At 66.0% G+C, this 19114-nt stretch carries 17 protein-coding genes and 2 pseudogenes; 14 read left to right on the top strand and 5 right to left on the bottom strand.

Translation table 11 applies throughout. The features are described from left to right. Positions 1-4 precede the first annotated feature (4 nt). A complete protein-coding gene (locus ABZ827_RS08455) occupies positions 5-937 on the top strand; it encodes a DMT family transporter (RefSeq protein WP_357234219.1) in 933 nt (310 codons plus the stop codon). A 148-nt stretch (positions 938-1085) separates the two neighbouring features. Here the strand turns inward: ABZ827_RS08455 and ABZ827_RS08450 are convergent, their stop codons facing one another. From ABZ827_RS08450 to ABZ827_RS08440, 3 genes are all read right to left on the bottom strand, one after another. Next, on the bottom strand, positions 1086-2135 hold the full coding sequence (locus ABZ827_RS08450; RefSeq protein WP_357234217.1) for a helix-turn-helix domain-containing protein: 1050 nt from the start codon (positions 2133-2135) through the stop codon (positions 1086-1088). A gap of 253 nt (positions 2136-2388) precedes the next feature. Next, positions 2389-3096 carry an NAD(P)-binding domain-containing protein gene (locus tag ABZ827_RS08445; RefSeq protein WP_357234215.1) on the bottom strand — a complete coding sequence of 236 codons (708 nt, stop codon included), beginning with the start codon at positions 3094-3096 and terminating at the stop codon, positions 2389-2391. 56 nt (positions 3097-3152) lie between these two features. Continuing rightward, the gene (locus tag ABZ827_RS08440) at positions 3153-3773 is read right to left on the bottom strand and encodes a helix-turn-helix domain-containing protein (RefSeq protein WP_357234212.1); all 621 of its coding nucleotides are present in this window, start codon (positions 3771-3773) and stop codon (positions 3153-3155) included. Between the two features lie 313 nt (positions 3774-4086). Here ABZ827_RS08440 and ABZ827_RS08435 point away from each other — a divergent pair, with 313 nt between their 5' ends. Further along, positions 4087-5412, top strand: coding sequence for an NtaA/DmoA family FMN-dependent monooxygenase (locus ABZ827_RS08435; RefSeq protein WP_357234209.1), 1326 nt, complete (start codon positions 4087-4089; stop codon positions 5410-5412). Positions 5413-5530: 118 nt separating this feature from the next. On the opposite strand, the gene ABZ827_RS08430 is transcribed toward ABZ827_RS08435, so the two are convergent. Beyond that, positions 5531-7072, bottom strand: coding sequence for a hypothetical protein (locus tag ABZ827_RS08430; protein WP_357234207.1), 1542 nt, complete (start codon positions 7070-7072; stop codon positions 5531-5533). A 406-nt stretch (positions 7073-7478) separates the two neighbouring features. Here ABZ827_RS08430 and ABZ827_RS08425 point away from each other — a divergent pair, with 406 nt between their 5' ends. Next, entirely contained in the window at positions 7479-7952 is a 474-nt protein-coding gene (locus ABZ827_RS08425) for a helix-turn-helix domain-containing protein (RefSeq protein WP_357234205.1), read from the top strand. Positions 7953-8134: 182 nt separating this feature from the next. On the opposite strand, the pseudogene ABZ827_RS08420 reads toward ABZ827_RS08425, so the two are convergent. Next, a pseudogene (locus ABZ827_RS08420) lies at positions 8135-8308 on the bottom strand (DDE-type integrase/transposase/recombinase); the annotation flags it as partial. A 130-nt stretch (positions 8309-8438) separates the two neighbouring features. On the opposite strand from ABZ827_RS08420, the pseudogene ABZ827_RS08415 reads away from it, so the two are divergent. The 11 genes and pseudogenes from ABZ827_RS08415 to ABZ827_RS08365 all read left to right on the top strand — a co-directional run. Continuing rightward, positions 8439-8630: pseudogene (locus tag ABZ827_RS08415) on the top strand (ATP-binding cassette domain-containing protein); the annotation flags it as partial. Positions 8631-8773: 143 nt separating this feature from the next. Then, entirely contained in the window at positions 8774-9148 is a 375-nt protein-coding gene (locus ABZ827_RS08410; protein ID WP_357234202.1) for a cupin domain-containing protein, read from the top strand. Next, the gene (locus ABZ827_RS08405; protein ID WP_357234200.1) at positions 9145-10005 is read left to right on the top strand and encodes an MBL fold metallo-hydrolase; all 861 of its coding nucleotides are present in this window, start codon (positions 9145-9147) and stop codon (positions 10003-10005) included. Before ABZ827_RS08410 ends, ABZ827_RS08405 begins: the two co-directional genes overlap by 4 nt. Positions 10006-10062: 57 nt before the next feature. Further along, complete coding sequence (locus ABZ827_RS08400; RefSeq protein WP_357234198.1) at positions 10063-11202, top strand: substrate-binding domain-containing protein; 1140 nt, start codon at positions 10063-10065, stop codon at positions 11200-11202. Beyond that, positions 11202-12734 carry a sugar ABC transporter ATP-binding protein gene (locus ABZ827_RS08395; RefSeq protein WP_357234196.1) on the top strand — a complete coding sequence of 511 codons (1533 nt, stop codon included), beginning with the start codon at positions 11202-11204 and terminating at the stop codon, positions 12732-12734. The genes ABZ827_RS08400 and ABZ827_RS08395 overlap by 1 nt, the downstream gene beginning before the upstream one ends. Beyond that, positions 12731-13768, top strand: a complete 1038-nt coding sequence (locus tag ABZ827_RS08390; protein WP_357234194.1) for an ABC transporter permease — start codon at positions 12731-12733, stop codon at positions 13766-13768. Before ABZ827_RS08395 ends, ABZ827_RS08390 begins: the two co-directional genes overlap by 4 nt. A gap of 43 nt (positions 13769-13811) precedes the next feature. Then, positions 13812-14924 (top strand): Zn-dependent alcohol dehydrogenase, encoded by a 1113-nt coding sequence (locus tag ABZ827_RS08385; RefSeq protein ID WP_357234191.1) that lies wholly within the window; start codon positions 13812-13814, stop codon positions 14922-14924. Positions 14925-14958: 34 nt separating this feature from the next. Further along, positions 14959-16425 carry an aldehyde dehydrogenase family protein gene (locus ABZ827_RS08380; RefSeq protein ID WP_357234188.1) on the top strand — a complete coding sequence of 489 codons (1467 nt, stop codon included), beginning with the start codon at positions 14959-14961 and terminating at the stop codon, positions 16423-16425. Further along, a complete protein-coding gene (locus ABZ827_RS08375) occupies positions 16418-17518 on the top strand; it encodes an alkene reductase (RefSeq protein ID WP_357234185.1) in 1101 nt (366 codons plus the stop codon). Before ABZ827_RS08380 ends, ABZ827_RS08375 begins: the two co-directional genes overlap by 8 nt. A 54-nt stretch (positions 17519-17572) precedes the next feature. Beyond that, on the top strand, positions 17573-18307 hold the full coding sequence (locus ABZ827_RS08370) for an SDR family oxidoreductase (protein ID WP_357234182.1): 735 nt from the start codon (positions 17573-17575) through the stop codon (positions 18305-18307). 8 nt (positions 18308-18315) lie between these two features. After that, positions 18316-19050 (top strand): SDR family NAD(P)-dependent oxidoreductase, encoded by a 735-nt coding sequence (locus ABZ827_RS08365; RefSeq protein ID WP_357234179.1) that lies wholly within the window; start codon positions 18316-18318, stop codon positions 19048-19050. Positions 19051-19114 lie beyond the last annotated feature (64 nt).

Raw genomic sequence — 19114 nt, 5'->3', positions numbered from 1 at the left:
AGCCATGTACACGACCACGCCCCGCCTGTCGGCGCGACTGGCTGTTCCGACCGTGCTGCTGTACGCGGCCGGATATCCACTCGGAACGGCGACGGTCGCGGTCATGTCCCCTTTCTTGGTGATCTTCCTGCGTTTCGCAGGTTCGGCGATGATCCTTTGGGCGATCGTGGCCGCCCGCAGAACGGCGCTGCCTTCGCGGCGGCAGGTGTGGCATGCGATGGTCGCCGGGTTGATGACCCAGGCGGTGCAGTTCCTCGGGTTGTATTGGGGGTTGGCCCATGGAGTTTCGGCAGGACTGGCCTCATTGGTGATCGCGCTCAACCCGGTGATCACAGCCGCCCTCATGGTAGCGGTGACGCGCCATCGTGAGTCGCGTAGGGGAATGTTCGCGCTCGTGTTGGCCACCGCCGCGGTACTGCTCGCCTGCGCGCCGCGTATTGCCGCCGACCATCAGATGGGGATCGGTATTGCGGCGGTAGTGATCGCCATGCTCGGTTTATCGGCCGGCGGTGTGTATCAGGGTCGCTTCTGCACCGATATGGACCCGTGGCTGGTCACCGCACTCGGTATCACGGCGGCCACTCCGGTCGCCGGGGTGGCGGCGGTCCTCACCGGCCCGCAATCCTCGGACTGGCCGCACGCTCTGCTTCTGCTGGCGTGCATGATCGTCGCCACTTCCGTTGGTGCTACCACGCTGTACTCGGCCGCAATCAAGAGGGCGGGGGCCCGCGCGGCCTCGATTCTGTTCGCGGTCATCCCGGCAGCGGCGAGTGTCATGGCGTGGGCCGCGCTCGGGGAGACACTCTCACCACTGGCCGTTGCGGGTCTGGCCCTCGGCGCCGCGGCGTGCACAGTGCAGGCAAGCACCGCTGCATCCCGGCCGAGCCACCGCGACCGACAGCCTATTTCCGACCAACCGTTGCCGGCTACTCGTTGAGCTCAACGGATTCGCCCAGCGGCCGTGGAGAGAATCAGCGCTGTGCTGCGAGTGTCCTGACGGAACGGCATGAGAGACAACGAAATCGGCCGGACCGCTCCCAGCAAGGGCAACACATGACGCGTCGGCGCGGATTCGGTCGGTCGGGCTAATCCGGGGATCCGCTGTCCGGTCGGTACTGAGAGGCATCCCGGTACGCGGACGGCGGCATCCCTCGCCACCGCTTGAAGGCGATCGTGAAGCTGGCTGCGTCCTTGTAGCCCAACGTCCGGGATATCCGGGATATGGAATGGTCGGAATTGGAGAGCAGATCGCAGGCGAGGTCACACAGGATCTCGTCGCGTAGCTCGGCGAAATCGTGGCCTGCGAGTTCGAGTTTGCGCTGCAGCGTGCGCGGTGAGACCTGCAGCGTGGCAGCCACATTCGCGAGTTTCCGGTTGAGCGCCGGCGCGGCCCTGATGGCTTTGGCGACGGTGTCGGGCCAGTCGCCGGTCGCCCGGAACGAGTCGAGAACTTCGGTGTCCGCTTTGATCCATGCCGCGTGCTGGAATGCGTTCCCGAAAGGGAGTTCCTCTGTCGATATCACGGGATCCCACCACAGCCGCAATGTCTCGGAGCCACATTCGACCACGTTGCAGGAGATGTAGGTCAATGCTTCGGGCGAGACTTCCGGTAACGGGAATTCGATGCGAGTGAACGGGAATCGGCCGCCGTAGAGCCACTCGAACGAACGGCTGGTGGCATAGAGGTCGCGATATGCGCTGAACGGGATCAGCTCTTTCGCGGTGTCGGGGTAGGTGAACTGGACACCTGTCACCGTGCCATCGGATGTCCGGAGCGCCCCGATCTCGAGAAGTCCCGGCGAGTAGTCGACCGCGTTCACTGCTTCGACCCAGGACGCAATGGTCGGCGCGGTCGCGAGGGCCATTCCGCGGGCGCCGACCGTGGCAGTGGTGTAGGCCCGCGCGGCGCGTAACCAGAGATCGACGCGATCTCTCGTCAGCGTGACGAACTCGAGTTGAAAGGCGAGTTCCTTCTTCGCCGGAATGGTGCCCCCCGGGCGGTTCACGGCATCGGGGTCGATCTCGGCATCGGCGAGTGCGGTTCGCCAGTCGAGACCCGCTTCTTCGAGAATTCGGCGCAGTGCGTGGACGCTGAAGTTCGCGACACGGAGGTTCTGATACGAGTTCAGCTTCACTGCTGCCTCCTTACATGGGTCGGCGGCCGGCGCTCGACAGCGCTGTCGAGACGGCAGCTCCGGCAGGCATCGGAAGTCCCGCCAGTACGTTTGCATCCTGCGCCATCACCCGATATCGGGAGGCGTTTGGCGCGTTATACGGCTTTGTTGGCGTCGAATACCGTGCCGTTCCGGCGCCACGGCTCCCCGCCTGAGCCGTGGTGAATGTGAGCCGCCGCTCGAGATGATCGTGGCGCCTCCTGGAACGCTGCCGTCAGAACTGTCGTGCCGCGACGTCGGGACGATGCGAGGCGGTAAGTAGCTCGCGCAGGCGGTCGGCCGGAACGGGGGCACCCGGGTCGGCGAGGTAGTCCGCGGCGAACCTGTCCTTGTCGGCCGCGTAGATCGGGGTGTACGCACCGGACTCCGGTTCGAACCTCCAGGATTCGGCGAGCGTTCCGGCGTCGACGGTATCGAAACCGAGCGTGTTCACGATCGTGGAGACCCGCGCCTTCGCCTCGCTGTCGTCTCCGGCGATCGGCAGCGCGGTACGCGGGGAGGAGTGTGCCAGGTTCGGGATATGTTGGAAGAGAATGTTGTTGAACGCCTTGACGATCACCGTTCCCGGAAGAAGCGACTGCTCGTACTCGGCCGTCGTGCTCTTCAGGGAGTCCAGCTGCTCGATGCGGCCATCGCGATGAGGGTAGTAGTTCCCGGTGGAAAGGACCGTCTTTCCGGCGAAGGCGTCGACGGGCAGTTTCGGGTACGCGGCCAGCGGCACGGCCAGGACCGGGATGTCACCGAACGACGCTGCCGCGCGGACCTCGTCGGCCCGGGCCCGGGGGCCGAGTTCGTCGATCAAGTCCGTGAGCGATTCCGGTCCCCGTGAGTTCGCGATGAGGACGTCGTAGTCGGCTGCGACGGCGAGCCGGGCGATTGCCGCTCCGATCGATCCGCTACCGATAATTCCGATGCGCTTCATGGTGCTCTCCTTGCTGTTGACGAGTGTTCAGGCCGGCACGAGGCGTGACTTTCCGGCTACTTGTTGTCGGTGATGCCCGTTGGGCGGGTCGTGCGTGTGGTCGACTCCCACCCGCTTCTGAGGAGACCGGCCAGGGCCGCGCCGGACGCGTCGTCAGCCATGGCCGCACCCCGTGCCCAGCTCGTGGCCAGAGCGGCCAGGAAGAGATCGCGGGCCCGGATCCCGCTGCGCGCACTCCCCTCGCGCTGGGCGGCGTGCAAGAACTCCTCGGTTGTCGTAATGAATCCCTGGCATGTCACGGCCAGCGGAGAAGGGCTCTTCATCGCCGCGCGCAGGGGCTCCGGCAGCCCGTCGAATGCGCCGGCCCATTCGGTGAGCGCGTCGAGCCAGCCCTCGAGTGCGTCGGCGGCGTCGGCCGACCGGGTGCGGAGTTCATCGCGCCGGGACACGAGCACCTCGTCGCGTGCGGCGAGTAACGCGGCGAGCAGCGTTTCCCGGTTCGGGAAGTGCCGGTACAAGGTCCCTGCACCGACGCCGGCCTTTTTCGCGATCGCGTCGAGCGAACCGTTGACGCCGTGATCGGAGAAATACCGTTCGGCGACAGCGAGGATGTGATCTCGGTTGCGCCGGGCATCGGCCCGCGGGGCACGAGCCCCGCTCGTGGCGCGCTCAGGCATGGCGGTCACCTCACATTGACTAAACGGAGAATGTCTCCGTAGGCTTCCAATATAAGAGGAGACTACCTCCTCTTATCTTCGGGGGTCCGGCACCCACCCCGCGCCACCCCGAACCAGCAACCCATTTATCCGAGAGCAACAACGCGGTCTGTTCCGCACCGAGTGCGAGGGCGCGACGCTACGCGAGAGCCTGGATATCGACCATCAGTCCGGCCTCCATCGTCGACCTCGCTCCTCGCTGACCACGACCCCGCCTACACAACCCACGCTCAGCGAGTGACAAACAGCCCGGATCTGCGCACGGAAAGAGGACATGATGGACAGGCAGATGATCATCGGCATGCATCTGGGCAATGGGTACGGCAACCTGCCCGGCGCTTGGCGTGCCCCGGCGGTCGATCCCACGAGCTATACGAGCTTCGACGTGAAAGTTCGGCATGCCCGAGCGGCCGAGCGTGGAAAGCTCCAGTTCCTGTTCCTGCCCGACGGCCCCAGTCACGTCGGCGATATCGAGAACGAGCCGCCCAACTTCAATCTCGATGTCATGGTTACGTTGGCGGCTGTTGCGCGCGAGACGAGCCGGATCGGTCTCGTCGCCACCGGCTCGACCACCTTCAACGAGCCATTCAACCTCGCGCGACAGTTCAAGGCACTCGATGTCATGAGTCATGGACGGACGGGCTGGAACGCCGTCACGTCCAGCGGTGAGGACGTCGCGGCCAATTACGGCAAACGCCTGCCGTCCAGTCTCGAACGCTACGGGAGAGCGCATGAGACGGTCCAGCTGGTGCAGGCTCTCTGGGGCAGCTGGGGAGAGACCGCATGGGTGCACGACAAGGTGACGGGCCGATTCGCGGACGCCGAGAAAATTGCCCCGATAAATTTGGGCGGCGAGTTCGTCGCCGCGCGCGGGCCGCTGCACATTCCCCCCTCCGAACAGGGACAACCCGTCGTCTTCCACGCCGGAGGCAGCGCGAACGCCCTCGAGTTCGCCGGCCGCTGGGCCAGCGGCGTCATCGGAGCGGCTTTCACGATCGACGATGCGCGTGCGCAGCGTGCCGCGTTCCGCCGAGCGGCCGAACGCGCCGGGCGCAACCCGGACGAAATCAAGTTCTTCGCCGGCCTGATGACGACCATCGCAAGCGATAGGCGGGAAGGTCTTGATCGCCGGATCACGTTGAGCGGCCGAACATTCCCGCAGCGCGCGTCCTATCTCGGACGGATGCTCGGCCTGCGGCTCGATCCCGCCCGGCTCGACCGGCCACTTTCGCCGGAACAGTTGTCCGCGGCGCGGCCGTCACCGGGCGACCCGCGCTCGGTCCACGCATTGAAGATCGCGCGTGAAGGCTGGACCGTCCGCGACGTTCTCGCGCACGGTGTCATCGACTACCACCCCGTCATCGTCGGCCCGGCCGCCGAAGCCGCTGACCACATGCAGGAATGGTTCGAGGCAGACGCTGTCGACGGCTTCTGGGTCTCGCCGGACATCTACGAGGACGGGGTCGACGCCTTCGTCGATGGCGTCGTGCCGATCCTCCAAGATCGCGGGCTGTTCCACCTCGAATACGACGGCGCTACCCTGCGCGGACATCTGGGCGCCCCGACCCAATACGGAGTCGATCCGCGCGTCACGCGGTGACTGCAATCGCCGATCACCTCAATCGCTCCCTCATGCACCGGGGTCTGTCCAGTTAACGACACACCCAACCAATCGAGCAGCCGGTGTAGTGGTTGAAAGCCCAGACCGTTGAACGGGTTTACTGTCCGGTGCGGGGAGAGGTGTAGGTCCGACCGTCGAGAACCGTGATCAATTCTCCGGATATGGTGGCGCGCTCGCCGGATTTGCTGGGCGGTGTCACCACGAAGCCGTCCCGCCCGGTGGACCTCGATCCGCTGTGCTTTCCGCTGAGCGTCAGGTCGGAATGCCAGGTGTAGGGCGCCGAGGTAGCCGACTCCGTACCGTTTACGACGTTGTCTCCGTCGATGGAGTAGTCGTCGTAGTCGACATCGATTCGTGAAACCGCGGTGCCTTCGGCATTCTCGGTGACCACCACCGTGGCTTTGCCGGATACGTCGCCGTCGAGCGTATAGGTGCCCGCAGGTAGGTGCGGGCGGGTGGGGAGCGGCTGTCCGGGTTCCACCCGGGTTGCCCAGGGGATGTCCATATCGAACGGTTCGACAGGCGGGGGTTCGTGTGGTTGCCGATCGGTCAGTTCGGCGATCATGAGCCGGGTTGCGCGGCCACCGGGTTCGGCGGATACCGGACAGTTGGGTGCGGTGGGTTGGCCGGGGCCGCATGCCGGCGGCACTGCCATGGCCTGCCAATAGACGATGGCAGTTCCATCCGGAGACCAGGCCGGATCAGCGCGACCGTTCCACAGCGGGTCGCACACGCTTCCGCTCCCCGGTGTCGGGTCGTCGCAAGCGTTGAGCTGTTGAGTTCTGCCCGGGTCATCGATTCGTGCGATATATGGCTGAAAGAAGCGGCGGTCGCCGTTGTTGTAGAAGAACTGGACTGCTCCGGTGTTCACCACATCGACGATCGGCGGAACACCCGGTAGTGCACCGGCAAAGCTCATGCGATCACCGACACGGCCATCCATGTACACGATCCAGTCGTCGTCGGGCGAGGTCTTCGACGGGTCGGTGTACGCAGGATCCATGGAAACTCTTCGCGAACCAGCGGTTTTCAGGTCGGTGACGAACAGGTCGAAGTTCCACGAGTCATAGGTTCCGATACCCAACGCCGACTTCCCGTCGTGGGTGAAGCCGCGGAACTCTCCGATCATCGCGGTGGGCTCGTTCCTGCGAAGCCTGGCGGGTTCCCCGGGGACCGGCTCGATCAATCCCTGGGACTCGGACGCGTTCGGGAGTAGATAGGTGACCTCGGTTAGTTCGTAGCGTGCGGCCGCCCGGTTGAAGACAAGCCCGCTCACTACCGCGAACTGGTCGACAAAAACCCCATTGATCAGGCTCGGTTCGCTGAACCCCAGATGCCTGTCATCCGGATGCAGCCGGAGTTCCCGCATAACCGCCCCCGGTCGATGCGGCGCGATGGGGTAGACCGTGGCCTTGTCCGGCGTGCACGTGTCCACCAAGCGAAGCTCCCCGCAGTCGAACACGTTGGTACCGATGAGCATGCGCGTTCCGTCACGAAACGCCTGTGGGTGGTCGACGAGGATCTCACCGGCGCCGGAAGAGCCGGGCTGCCGGTTGGCGCGGGCGGTGTCGGCGATACCGCAGGTGAGGCATCGCCACGCTTCGCCGTTGGCGAACCTGGTCCCGTCGGTCTTGATCACGATGACCTGGTCCCCACTGAAGATGTGGCGGGGGTCCGGCGCGGCGGGTGCTCCGGAATAGTGAATCGGCAGCAAGACATGCTTGGCATCCCAGGTATAGCTGGGTCCTTCCGCGATACCTCGGTCTCCGCCATCGATGCAGCCGGTCGGATGCGCACACGAACCGGCTCGGTCCGACGGGGCAGTGGGTGGCAGCGGCAATTCGCGGACCGAGACCGGTTCACCAACCGATGCCTGTCCATTCGATGTGGGATCGGTTGTACCGCTGGAGCAGCCGACCAACATGGCTACCGTCAGCATCAACGCACCGATGCCGGTGCCAACTGTACGCGTCGATCGCATACCGAATGTCCTCCGCGGTCAAATGCATCTCTATAGATACATCTCTAGTGATAGATTAGCAGCCGTGGACCGGCAACGATTGCACCGCCTGGGGCGACGATTGGTCGAGCTTTCCCGGCAAGTGCAGCTCGAACCAGGGGACATACGGCCGAGCCCCGCAGAGGAATTGATCATCAGTGACGTGATGTTTCACTCGAACAGCACGGTCGGCGATGTTGTTGCCCGCACCGGTTATGCACAGAGCTATGTGTCCAAATGCGTCGCGGACCTGGTCGAGCGAGGTCTGCTCGTGACGAGTACCGACGAATCAGACCGCAGACGTACGATCATCGGCCCATCCCCGATGTTGCAGAGCGCCACTCCGCGCCGCACGCCTCCCCTGGCCCGCATTCTCGCCGACGATCTGGGCAGTGACGAAGCAGCAGGTCGGGCGCTGATGCTCCTGGACGACCTTTGCGACGTACTCCTGGACCGGACGCCAGGCGACAGTTCAGGCAACGGGGGCGGCGTCGCCGGTGAGCAGGGACACTCGCCGTAGCACGCGGGGCCTTCAGCTGGTCGGTTGATGTGCGTGACGGCACATCGGTCCGTAGCGGGATCGCTGAGGTTCACCCCGAATGGTGGACAGGGGGTTATGGTGCCGGCGTTGTCCCAGCAGATCCCGGTAGCGCCCATCGACCGGTGCAGGCCATGACGACGGTAGGCCGCTGCCACGGCCGAAGCGGTGTATTGACTGCCGCGGTCGGCATGTAGAACGATTCCGCGGCCATGCCCGCCGCGTGCCGCGACCGCCATGTCGAGGGTATCGATGACCAGTTCGGTGCGCATACGGTCGGCCACCGACCAGCCCAGCACCCGTTTGGAGTGCTCATCCTTGATCGCGTACCAATACAAGTCTGCTTCCCCGCAGGTCAGGTAGGTGATATCGCTCGTTCAGGCCACGTCGAGCCGGCCCTGGTCGAACCGGCGGCCGACCAGATCCGGCGGGAACGACGCACCCGGGTCGACCACCGTGGTCGCGACTTTGAAGGTGCGGGGGCTGATCCCCTCGATTCCGGCAGAGGCCCCGTCGCAGAGTGAGTTCGTGGCGCTGCCGGGTCGCAGTGGTTCCGGTAAGAGCACCCTGCTCCGCGCCTTGGGCGAACTCGATCATGATGTCGCCGCGGACGGTGAGCTCCTCGTCCCGGTGGAGCGGTCGGTGGTCTTCTCGGACTCCCCGGGGCACGCCGCGTGATGATGCCACGAAAGGTGGTATCTGACAACTGTTGACAGTTTTCAGCAGGGCGTCTTACAGTGACCTGAGTCATAGCACCCGAAAGATGAGGGCGGGTGCTGGGCGGAAAAGGAGCGGTGATATCCATGTGCAGCTACTGGGCCAGCTGGTCGGACCTTCCCGAACGGGAGGTGCTGGAAAATAATTTCCGCACCGCCGTCGCGGGGAAGGAGATGGGGCTCAATCGGATCCGGTGGGTGCATCCGACGACGCTTCCCGCGCACAATCATCCGGATGCCGAGCAGGCGATGGTGATCACGAGCGGCCGCATCTCGTTCACCGTCGCCGGTGCGGAAACCGTGCTCGAAGTGGGAGACGTCGTGGTGATCCCGCGAGGCGTCGAACATTCGGGGCGCAGCATCGAAGGCGAGGCGACCTTCCTCGAAGTGTTCGCGCCGGCGCGGATCGAGAACCTCGTGGGATTCCTCGGGGGCGCTTCGATGCCGGCGGTGCCGCGATGAGCCTGCATCAGATCAGCGCCCATGTGCACGTGGAAACATCGCACCTCGGCAGCAACAACTCGATTGTCGTGGGCGACGGTATCGCGCTGGTGGACACACCACACCGGCCGACCGACGCCATCGCGTGGCGTAGCACCGTGGACGGGTTCGGTGCGACACGGTATGTCGTCAACACCGACCACCACCCCGACCACACCATCGGGAACTATTGGATGGGCGGCGAGGTCGTCTCCCATCGAGGTACCCGGCGGCGCCTGCTGCACGATGCGCCCGATCATGATTACCTCGCAAGGCTTTTCGCGCGCATCGATCCGGCCGCGGTCGCATTGCTCGACGAATACCGGGTGCGGGTACCCGACGTCGTCTTCGACGATCGGCTCGACCTGCACCTCGGTGATATCCACCTGGAACTGACCTTTCAGCCGGGACACACCGCGAACAGCCTGATCGCTTATCTGCCCGCGGACGGCGTGGTCTTCACCGGCGATATCGTCTGCGAGGCCGGACTCCCGTCGTTCCAGGATTGCCGGGTCGCCGATTGGTTCGATGCCATCGACGCGGTCGCGGGGTACGACTTCGAGTATCTCGTCCCAGGACACGGCGAGGTCGCCGGCCGAGATGTCCTCGACCGCTACCGCGAATGGGGGCGTGAGGTCGTGGGCCGGGTGGCCGATGCCATTCGCCGTGGCGTGGACAGTGAGCAGGCCACCGCGGAAATCCGGTTCGCCGACAATATTCACGTCGATACCGAGGATCAGCCCGGTTACCCCGACGATCTCATCGAGTTCTTTCAGCGGCGTTCCATTGCCCGCGTCTACGCCGACCTCATCGAGCGGCCGGAGCTCGCGTCGCGTTAGCGGCACCCGGCGCCCGGCCCGAAACTCCGGCGCCCGATCCGAACACGGAGAACACCCATGCGTACGAAGAAGTTCGGCGCCGCGTTCGCGGCCGCCGCTGTGACGGTCGGCGTGCTGACCGGCTGTCAGAGCGGGACCGGCGATGCCGTGGCCACCCCGCAGGGAATCCAGAAAGCCGAGGCAGCGCGGCAGGTGGTCGCCGCCGCCACGGCCGTTCCGAGCGCAGACGACCTCGGCCCCGCGATCGCGGTGGAATCGCTGCGCGGTAAGACGATCTACAGCATCCCCATCGATAGCAAGGCCGAGTTCTACCAGGCCGGCGAGCAGGCGATGAAGAGTATCGCCGCAAAGGCGGGCATCAACTACGTCACCTTCCCGTCCGACGGTACCCAGATCTCCTACCAGCAGGGCATCAACCAGGCCATCAATGCCCGGGCGGGTGCGATTCTGCTCAACGGCCCGCTGCCCTCGACGCTCGGCCCGCAGATCGACGCCGCGAACAAGGCGGGTGTGCCGATCGTGCCGCTGCACATTTCCGATAAGGACAGCCCGGCGACCCCGGGCGTGCGGTACGAATCGTTCGCACCGTTCAACGAGGCGGCCCGGTTGATGGCCCTCGCAGCGACCGCCGCGCAGGAGGGGAAACCGGTGCATGCGCTGGTGATCGAATCGTCGGAGACCGGCCCATCGCAGGGCATGGTCGACACTATCCGGAACACGCTCGCCGAGCAGGCCCCCGAAGGTTCACGGACGACGGTGATCAATATCGCGGTTCCGCAGTGGGCGCAGCAGATTCAGGGCCAGGTGCAATCGGCTGTGCTGCGCAATCCCGATATCAACGCGGTGCTGCCGATCTTCGATTCGATGTCGCTCTACGCCGCCCCGGGCATCAGGCAGGCTGCGTACAACCGTGACGTTCCCATCTACACGTTCAACGGAACCCCGTCGATCCTCGCGATGGTCGAGAACGAGCAGGTCGCGATGAATGTTGCCGAGAATCCCGATTGGGTCGCCTACGTCAATCTCGACGCCGCCTTCCGCGCGATGCTCGGGGTGGAGCCGGTGCCCGGCGCATCGGGTCCGGTCCGGGTGATCGATGCGTCCAATGTCGCCGAAACCGGTGACCCGCCCACGAGCGGTCAGGGTTTCGGCGACGAGTACGCCGGCGCCTTCCTGCGGCTGTGGGGCCTGGCGTGATGGCCGCGCAGACACCACTGCTGGCAGTGGCCGGACTGGCGAAGGCATTCAACGGAGTTCCCGCGCTGCGCGGCGTCGACCTCGAGGTGCACGCCGGGGAGGTGCACGGGCTGCTCGGTGCGAACGGCAGCGGGAAATCGACCCTGATCAAGGTTTTGGCCGGATTCCACGAGGCCGACGCGGGTGCGGTCACCGTAGCGGGTACCACCATCGGCAGCCCTTTCGGGGCCCGCGGGCTGCGCGACCACGGATTGGGTTTCGTGCACCAGGACCTCGGGCTCGCCGGTGCGGGCACGGTGCTGGAGCATATTGCACTCGACTCGTGCGGGGGTGCTGGCGACCTGCGCCGGATCGACTGGCGCGCCGAGCGAAAAAGAGTGCGGGAGTTATTGGGACGCTTCGAGATCGGTGTTGACCCGGATTCCACCATCGATACGCTCGCGCCGGTACAACGCGCCATGGTCGCGGTGGTGCGGGCGGTCGGCGCGCAGGAACTGACCTCCGACGGTGCCGGGCAGATCCTGATCCTCGACGAACCGACGGTTTTCCTGCCGAGACACGAGGTCGGCCTGCTCTTCGGGCTGTTGCGCCGGCTACGCGACCGCGGGGACGCGGTGCTGCTGGTATCGCACGATCTCGACGAGATCCTCGAGGTCACCGACCGGGTCACCGTGTTCCGGAACGGACGGTCGGCCGGTACCCGGCGCACCGCCGGTGCCACCCGCGACGATCTCGTCCAGCTCATTCTGGGAACCCGCGACGAACACGTCCCCAAGGGGAATGCGACGGTCGACCGCGACCGGCCGGCGCTGCTCGCCGCACGCGGCCTGCGTGGCAGCCGGGTGCGTGATCTGGATCTGGACCTGTTCGCGGGCGAGGTGGTCGGAGTGACCGGGCTGGCCGGATCGGGTTTCGAAGAGCTGCCCGATCTGCTGTTCGGGGCGCGCCCCGCGGCGGCCGGCACCGTCGAGCACGGCGGGCGCACCGTGCGCCGGCCCGGTCCGGCGCTGTCGATGTCGAACGGAGTCGTACTGATTCCCGCCGACCGCAAAACGCAGGGCGGCGCACTGGAACTCAGTGTGCTGGAGAATATGTCTTTGCCCTTCCTCGCCGGCCGGGCCCGCGGCCTCGCCGTCGACTGGCGGATGCTGCGCCGGCGCGCGCAGGACACCTGTGCACGACTCGACGTGGTTCCACCGGATCCGCAGGCGATGTTCGGCCATCTCAGCGGCGGCAATCAGCAGAAGGCACTGCTGGGCAAATGGATGGACACCGACCCGCGGGTGATGCTGCTGAGCGAACCCACCCAGGGCGTCGATGTGGGCGCCCGGCGCGAGATCTTCACTCTCATCCGCTCGGCCGTGGCCAAGGGGATGGGCGTGCTGTGTGCCACCTCCGACTATGAGCAGCTGGTCGAAATGGCCGACCGGGTCCTCGTTTTCGACGGCGGCCGGATCAGTGCCGAGATCACCGGCGCGGACATCACCAAGGACGTGCTGGCGTCCGCCGTCTACGCAGAGGAAACACGATGAGCACCACTGAGAAAGAGTCCGCGGTCGCCGGCCGTGCGGCCGCTGCGTCGCGGCGAAAGCGCGGGAGGAAACCGGCCGAGCCGGAGCGTTTCGCGCTGCTGGGTGTATGGGTCGTTCTGATCGTCGCATTCAGCGTGACCATCCCCGATATATTTCCGACCACGGCGAACGTATCGAATATGCTCGCTTCCCAGGTGGTCCTGCTGATCGTGTCGATCGGTTTGCTCTATCCGCTGCGCGCCGGCGATTACGACCTGTCGGTGGCGTCGACGTTGAACCTGTCCATGGTGGTCGTCGCGGTGCTCAATGTTCAACAGGAATGGAACATTTGGCTCGCGGTGCTCGCCGCGATCCTGGCCGCTGTCGCCGTCGGTGTCCTCAACGGCCTGATCGTGACGGTTTTCGAGATCAACCCCTTCATCGTGACGCTCGGTATGGGAACCGTCGTGCAGGGCCTGATCTACCTGTTGTCGGACTCCGCGACGATCAGCGGTATCGATCGGTCGCTATCGGATGCGGTGCTCACCCAACCGTTCCTGGCGATCCCGATCGGCTTCTTCTTCGCGCTCGCGTTGTGCGCCGTCGCCTGGTACGTCTTCGACCACACCGCATTCGGGCAGCGGCTGCTGTTCGTCGGGCAGAGCCATGATGTGGCGCGGCTGAACGGTGTCGATGTGGCCCGGCTGCGGTGGCGCGCCCTGATCATCTCCGCGGGCACCGCCGGGCTGGCCGGCGTCGTCTACGCCGGTACGACGGCCAGCGCCGATCCGGTATCGGGTGCGTCGTTCCTGTTGCCCGCGTTCGCCGCGGCGTTCCTCGGCTCGACGGTGCTGCGGATCGGCCGGTTCAACCCCTGGGGCACGTTGATCGCCGTCTACTTCCTGGTCACCGGCATCACCGGATTGCAGTTGCTCGGTGCGCAGCAGTACGTCCAGCAGCTGTTCTACGGCGGTGCGCTGGTCGTCGCGGTCATCGCCGCGAAGCTCGTGCGCACCCGCGGCGAACGCAAACGTCGCGGACAGGCAGCGGCCTGATCTGCGACAACTACCCGACTTTCTCAATGACAAGGAGTAGCCGATGAAGGCACAGGGAGCCGTTCTGCACCGGATCGACGGGAAATGGGAGGTCCAGGACCTCGAGGTCGACGAGCCCGGTCCGAACGAGGTGCGAATCAAGGTGATGGCCAGCGGGTTGTGCCACTCCGATGATCATTTCGTCACCGGCGACCTCGCCGTCACCCTGCCCATGGTCGGTGGGCACGAAGGGGCCGGCATTGTCGAGCAGGTCGGATCGAAGGTCACCCGGGTACGGCCGGGCGACCATGTGGCGACGCTGTTCATACCGGCGTGCGGCACATGTCACTACTGCGCTCGGGGCATGCAGTACATCTGCGATAACGGTGCCGGGATGGAACACGGCCGCGCGATGGACGGAACCGCGCGCTTCCATGCGACCGACGGTAGCGATATCGGCGGCGTGACCCGGCTCGGCACCTTCGCGAACTACCTGGTGTGTCACGAAACCCAAGCCGTCAAGGTGCCCGACGATATGCCGTTCGAACTTGCCTGTCTGGTTTCCTGCGGTGTGGCGACCGGATACGGCGCGGCAGTCAACGGCGGGCCGGTGCGTGCGGGTGATGTGGTGCTGGTGTGCGGGCTGGGCGGTGTCGGGGCGAACTCCGTGCAGGGTGCCCGGCATGCGGGCGCCGACCATGTGATCGTGGTGGACCCGGTGCCGTACAAGCAGGAACGGGCCGCTGATTTCGGTGCCACCGCGGCCTTCGGCTCTATTCCCGAGGCGCGGCCGTTGATCGACAGCCTCACCAACGGGCAGGGCGTGGATGTCGCGATCGTGACCGTCGGCCGCGTCGACGGCGATATCATCGGCGAAGCCTTCGCGGCGGTCGGTAAGTCCGGGCGCTGCGTCCTGGTCTCGGTCGGCTCCTCTGACCTGCATCTCGCGGTCAGCCCGCAGGACTTGACCAACTTCGCCAAGTCCATCAAGGGCGTGATGTACGGCGATTGCAATCCGACCGCCGATATCCCCCGGCTGTTGCGGATGTACCGCGCGGGCAGTCTCAAGCTCGACGAACTGGTGACCCGGCGGTACTCACTCGGCGAAATCAACGAGGCGGTCGCGGATATGCACGCGGGCCGCAATATTCGCGGCGTTCTCGTGCACAGCCACTGACCGATCTGTCGTTGTTCTGAGGAGATTGTTGACCATGGCGAATCTACGGACCGAACCTGTCGAACACACCCGTCTGCATATCGGTGGCGAGTGGGTCGACGCGATGGCCGGGGGCGAGCTGGATACCGTCGATCCCGCGACCGGCGAGGTCTTCGCCCGGGTAGCCCAGGGTGAGGCAGCCGATATCGACCGTGCGGTAGCGGCGGCGCGAGCGGCGTTCGAAACCGGCCCGTGGCCGCGGATGAAGCCCAAGGAACGGGCTGCCGCGTTATGGCGGCTCGGTGATCTGCTGCTCGCGGACGCCGCCGAGATGGGCCGGATCGAAACCCTCGATCAGGGTAAGCCCTACGCGATCGCGCAGGCGGGCGATGTGCCCACCGCGGCCGGGCTTTTCCACTATATGTCCGGCTATGCCACCAAAATCGAGGGCGAGACCATACCGATCTCGGCACCCGGCCGATACCACACGTATACGCGCCGTGAGCCGCTCGGCGTGGTGGGGCTGATCGTGCCGTGGAACTTTCCGCTGGTGATCACCTCGTGGAAGGTCGCGCCCGCACTGGCGGCCGGAAATACGGTGGTGCTCAAACCGGCCGAGGCGACCCCGCTGTCGGCGCTGCGACTCGCCGCGCTCGCACTCGAGGCCGGGATTCCGCCGGGCGTACTCAACGTCGTCAACGGTTACGGTTCGAGTGCCGGCGCCGCGCTGGCCGCACATCCGGGGGTGGACAAGGTCTCCTTCACCGGCTCCACCGCTACCGGGCGCAAAATTCTCGACGCCGCCGGGGGCAACCTGAAACGCGTAACCCTCGAACTCGGCGGCAAGAGCGCGAATATCGTGTTCCCGGACGCGGATCTGGATAAGGCGATCACCGGGTCCAAGGATGCGATCTTCTTCAACGCGGGACAGGCCTGCGCCGCCGGATCCCGCTTGTATGTGCACGACACCGTCTACGACGAGTTCGTCGCGGGCCTGGTCGAGCAGACGAAGAAGATCCGCGTCGGCGACGGTTTCGACCCGGACACCGAGATAGGGCCGTTGGCCGGCCGTGAGCATTTCGACCGTGTCACCACGTATCTCGACGCGGGCAGCCGGGAAGGCACGGTACTGACCGGCGGCCGGCGGGTCGGCGACGCGGGGTATTTCGTCGAGCCGACCGTTATCGCGGATGCCGCCGCCGGCGCGCGAGTCACGCGTGAGGAGATCTTCGGTCCCGTGGTCGTGGTAGACCGCTTCACCAGCGAGGACGAAGTTGTGCGGGTCGCCAACGATACGCGCTACGGGCTCGCGGCCGGGATCTGGACGAGCCGGGTCGGCACCGCGCACCGGGTCGCGGAGCGGCTGCGGGCGGGCACGGTATGGGTCAACACCTACGGCGTCTTCGATCCGAGTATGCCGTTCGGCGGTATGCGGGAATCGGGTTGGGGCCGCGAAATGGGACATGAGGTGCTGCACGACTACACCGATGTCAAAACGGTCTGCGTGAATATCGATGACTGACGGAGCCGTCGCGTCCGCTACCGTTTTCGACCCGGTACGAGTCGGCGATATCGAACTCGCCAACCGGGTCGTGATGGCGCCGATGACCCGTAATCGCGCCGATGCCCGCGGCGTGCTTCCGGATTCGGCGGCGACCTACTATGCGCAACGGGCATCCGCCGGGCTCATCGTCACCGAAGGCACCCAGCCCAGCGCGGCGGCGAAAGGTTATCCCGGCACACCGGGTATCCACGACGATGATCAGGAGCGGGCATGGCGCAAGGTCGCCGATGCGGTGCACGCCGCGGGCGGGCGGATCTTCTGCCAGCTCATGCACACCGGACGGATCGGGCACCCCAGTCTTATCCCCGCCGACGCCCGGATCGTCGCGCCGAGCGCGATCCCGGCACAGCTCGAAGTGGCCCGTGCCGATGGGGTGATGGTTCCGGCGGTGGTGCCCGAACCCCTGACTTCGCAGGGTATTACCGAGGTCATCGGTGATTTCGCGAGTGCGGCGGGTCGCGCTGTGCGCGCGGGTCTGGACGGTGTCGAACTGCACGCGGCCAACGGTTATCTGCTGCACCAATTCCTCTCCCCGGGCACGAACCGGCGTGCCGACGAGTACGGCGGCTCGCCGCAGGGGCGCGCTCGGTTCGTTATCGAGGTCGCGGCGGCCGTCGCGGCGGAGATCGGTGCCGGACGGCTGGGGATCCGTATCTCACCCGGCGGCCAGTTCAACGATATGCAGGACAAGGGAAACGAGGACACCTACCTCGCGCTCGCCGACGGGCTGGCCGAGCTGCGACCGGCCTATCTGCATACACTGCGCCGGCGTTCTTCGCCGCTGCACCGGGAACTACGGCACCGCTGGCCGACCGCCTATGTGCTGAACACCGGCTACCTGGGGGCGAGTGAACTCGACGATATCTCGCCGCTGATCGCCTCGGACGCGGCGGATCTGGTGAGCGTCGGGCGCCTGTTCATCTCCAATCCCGACCTGGTCCGGCGCTGGGAGCGCGGGGTACCGCGGGCGCCGTGGGACGAAACCACCTTCTACAGCGGAGGGGACCGTGGGTATATCGACTACCCCGCCGCGCACGAAGGGCAGGAGTGAGGTGGTGGTACCAGGTGCCGCGGACCTCGTCGAGCGTAAGCAGAGGAGTCGGTAATGAGCTCGATATCGAATAAGCGAGTTGTGGTGGTGACGGGAGCGGCCTCCGGAATCGGTGACGCCACCGCACAGGTGTTGCGCGAGCAGGGCGACACGGTCGTGGGCTGGGACCTTTCCGGTACACCGGAAGCGGACCCGCTGGATCTGACCGATATCTCCGCTGTCCGTGCCGCCGCCGACGCGGTGCGCTCGCGGCACGGCCGGGTCGACGCGTTGGTCAATTGTGCGGGAATCATTACCGAGAACCTGCCCGTCGAGGATACCGATCCGGCGGATTTCCGCCGCAATTTCGATGTGAACGTCGGTGGGATCGTGCACGCGAGCCAGGCGCTGCACAGCGCGCTCGCGGAATCGCGTGGCGCGGTGGTGAACGTGGCTTCGCAGGCGGCGCTGGTGTGTCTGCCGCATCAGTCGGCGTACTCGGCGTCGAAGGGTGCGGTCGCCGCGCTCACCCGCTCGATGGCGATCGACTGGGCGGCGGCGGGCATCCGGGTGAACGCCGTATGCCCGGGCTTCAGCCTCACCCCGATGGCGGTGCAGCAGATGACACCGGAGCTGGACGCGGCGGTGTCGCGGCGCGTGCCGCTGGGTCGTATGTTCCGGCCCGAGGAGATCGGCAAGGTGATCGCCTTCTTGGCCTCGCCGGCCGCGTCGGCGGTGACCGGTGTCGTCATGCCCGTGGACGGCGGCTGGACCGCCGGTGAGCCCGCACTGCCGATGGGGGCCGCATGATCGCCTATGTGACGGGCGCCAGTTCCGGTATCGGTCGTGGTGCCGCCGTGCGGCTCGCGGCAGACGGTGCCACAGTGGTGCTGCTGGGCCGCGATGAATCCCGTTTGACCGAGGCGGCACACGAATGCGGTCCGGCGGCGGTGACAGCGGCCTTCGATATCACCGATATCGCGGCGGTGGACGCCGTGTTCCCGGACCTGCTGGCCCGGACCGGCCCGCCCGATATCGTCGTGCACGCGGCGGGGCAAACCGTGGTGGGCGCACTCGACGAGCTGACCGCCGAGCAATGGCACCGGCAGTTGAATGTGAACCTGACCAGCATCCACACCCTCAATCGGCATTTCTGGCCCGCTATGCGGCCCGCCGGGGGAGCGATCGTCATGGTGGCCTCGACCGCGTCCTTCGCGGCTTTCCCGCAGGACGCGGCGTATGTCGCCTCCAAAGGTGCGGTGCTGGCCTTGACGAAAGCGATGGCACTGGATGGCGCCGCCGACGGCATTCGGGTGAACGCGGTGTGCCCGGGGTTCATCCACACTCCGAACCTCGAAGGTTTTTTCGATGCCCAGGAGGATCCGGCCGCCGCGGCAGCCGGTGCGGCGGCGGCCGCGCCGTTGGGCCGGATGGGCACAGCGGCCGATGTCGCGGCCGCGATCGCGTTCCTGGCCTCGCCGGATGCCCGGTTCATCACCGGCACCTCGTTGCTGGTGGACGGTGGGTTGATGGCCAAGGTGCCGACCGCGTGATTGCGCGGTCTCGCGGCCCGGCGAGCCCCGGGTGCCGCCGCCCTGCCGCGGCGTGCCAGAATTA

This window comes from Nocardia sp. NPDC019395 (genome assembly GCF_040632335.1).
Lineage (GTDB): Bacteria > Actinomycetota > Actinomycetes > Mycobacteriales > Mycobacteriaceae > Nocardia.
This window is presented reverse-complemented; position numbering and strand designations above follow the sequence as displayed.

What these genes read in the sequence shown, in the direction of transcription:
- ABZ827_RS08455 (WP_357234219.1), top strand. Translation starts at nt 5, where the DNA reads ATGTACACGACCACGCCCCGCCTGTCGGCGCGACTGGCTGTTCCGACC.
- ABZ827_RS08445 (WP_357234215.1), bottom strand. Translation starts at nt 3,096, where the DNA reads ATGAAGCGCATCGGAATTATCGGTAGCGGATCGATCGGAGCGGCAATC.
- ABZ827_RS08440 (WP_357234212.1), bottom strand. Translation starts at nt 3,773, where the DNA reads ATGCCTGAGCGCGCCACGAGCGGGGCTCGTGCCCCGCGGGCCGATGCC.
- ABZ827_RS08435 (WP_357234209.1), top strand. Translation starts at nt 4,087, where the DNA reads ATGATGGACAGGCAGATGATCATCGGCATGCATCTGGGCAATGGGTAC.
- ABZ827_RS08410 (WP_357234202.1), top strand. Translation starts at nt 8,774, where the DNA reads ATGTGCAGCTACTGGGCCAGCTGGTCGGACCTTCCCGAACGGGAGGTG.
- ABZ827_RS08405 (WP_357234200.1), top strand. Translation starts at nt 9,145, where the DNA reads ATGAGCCTGCATCAGATCAGCGCCCATGTGCACGTGGAAACATCGCAC.
- ABZ827_RS08400 (WP_357234198.1), top strand. Translation starts at nt 10,063, where the DNA reads ATGCGTACGAAGAAGTTCGGCGCCGCGTTCGCGGCCGCCGCTGTGACG.
- ABZ827_RS08395 (WP_357234196.1), top strand. Translation starts at nt 11,202, where the DNA reads ATGGCCGCGCAGACACCACTGCTGGCAGTGGCCGGACTGGCGAAGGCA.
- ABZ827_RS08390 (WP_357234194.1), top strand. Translation starts at nt 12,731, where the DNA reads ATGAGCACCACTGAGAAAGAGTCCGCGGTCGCCGGCCGTGCGGCCGCT.
- ABZ827_RS08385 (WP_357234191.1), top strand. Translation starts at nt 13,812, where the DNA reads ATGAAGGCACAGGGAGCCGTTCTGCACCGGATCGACGGGAAATGGGAG.
- ABZ827_RS08380 (WP_357234188.1), top strand. Translation starts at nt 14,959, where the DNA reads ATGGCGAATCTACGGACCGAACCTGTCGAACACACCCGTCTGCATATC.
- ABZ827_RS08375 (WP_357234185.1), top strand. Translation starts at nt 16,418, where the DNA reads ATGACTGACGGAGCCGTCGCGTCCGCTACCGTTTTCGACCCGGTACGA.
- ABZ827_RS08370 (WP_357234182.1), top strand. Translation starts at nt 17,573, where the DNA reads ATGAGCTCGATATCGAATAAGCGAGTTGTGGTGGTGACGGGAGCGGCC.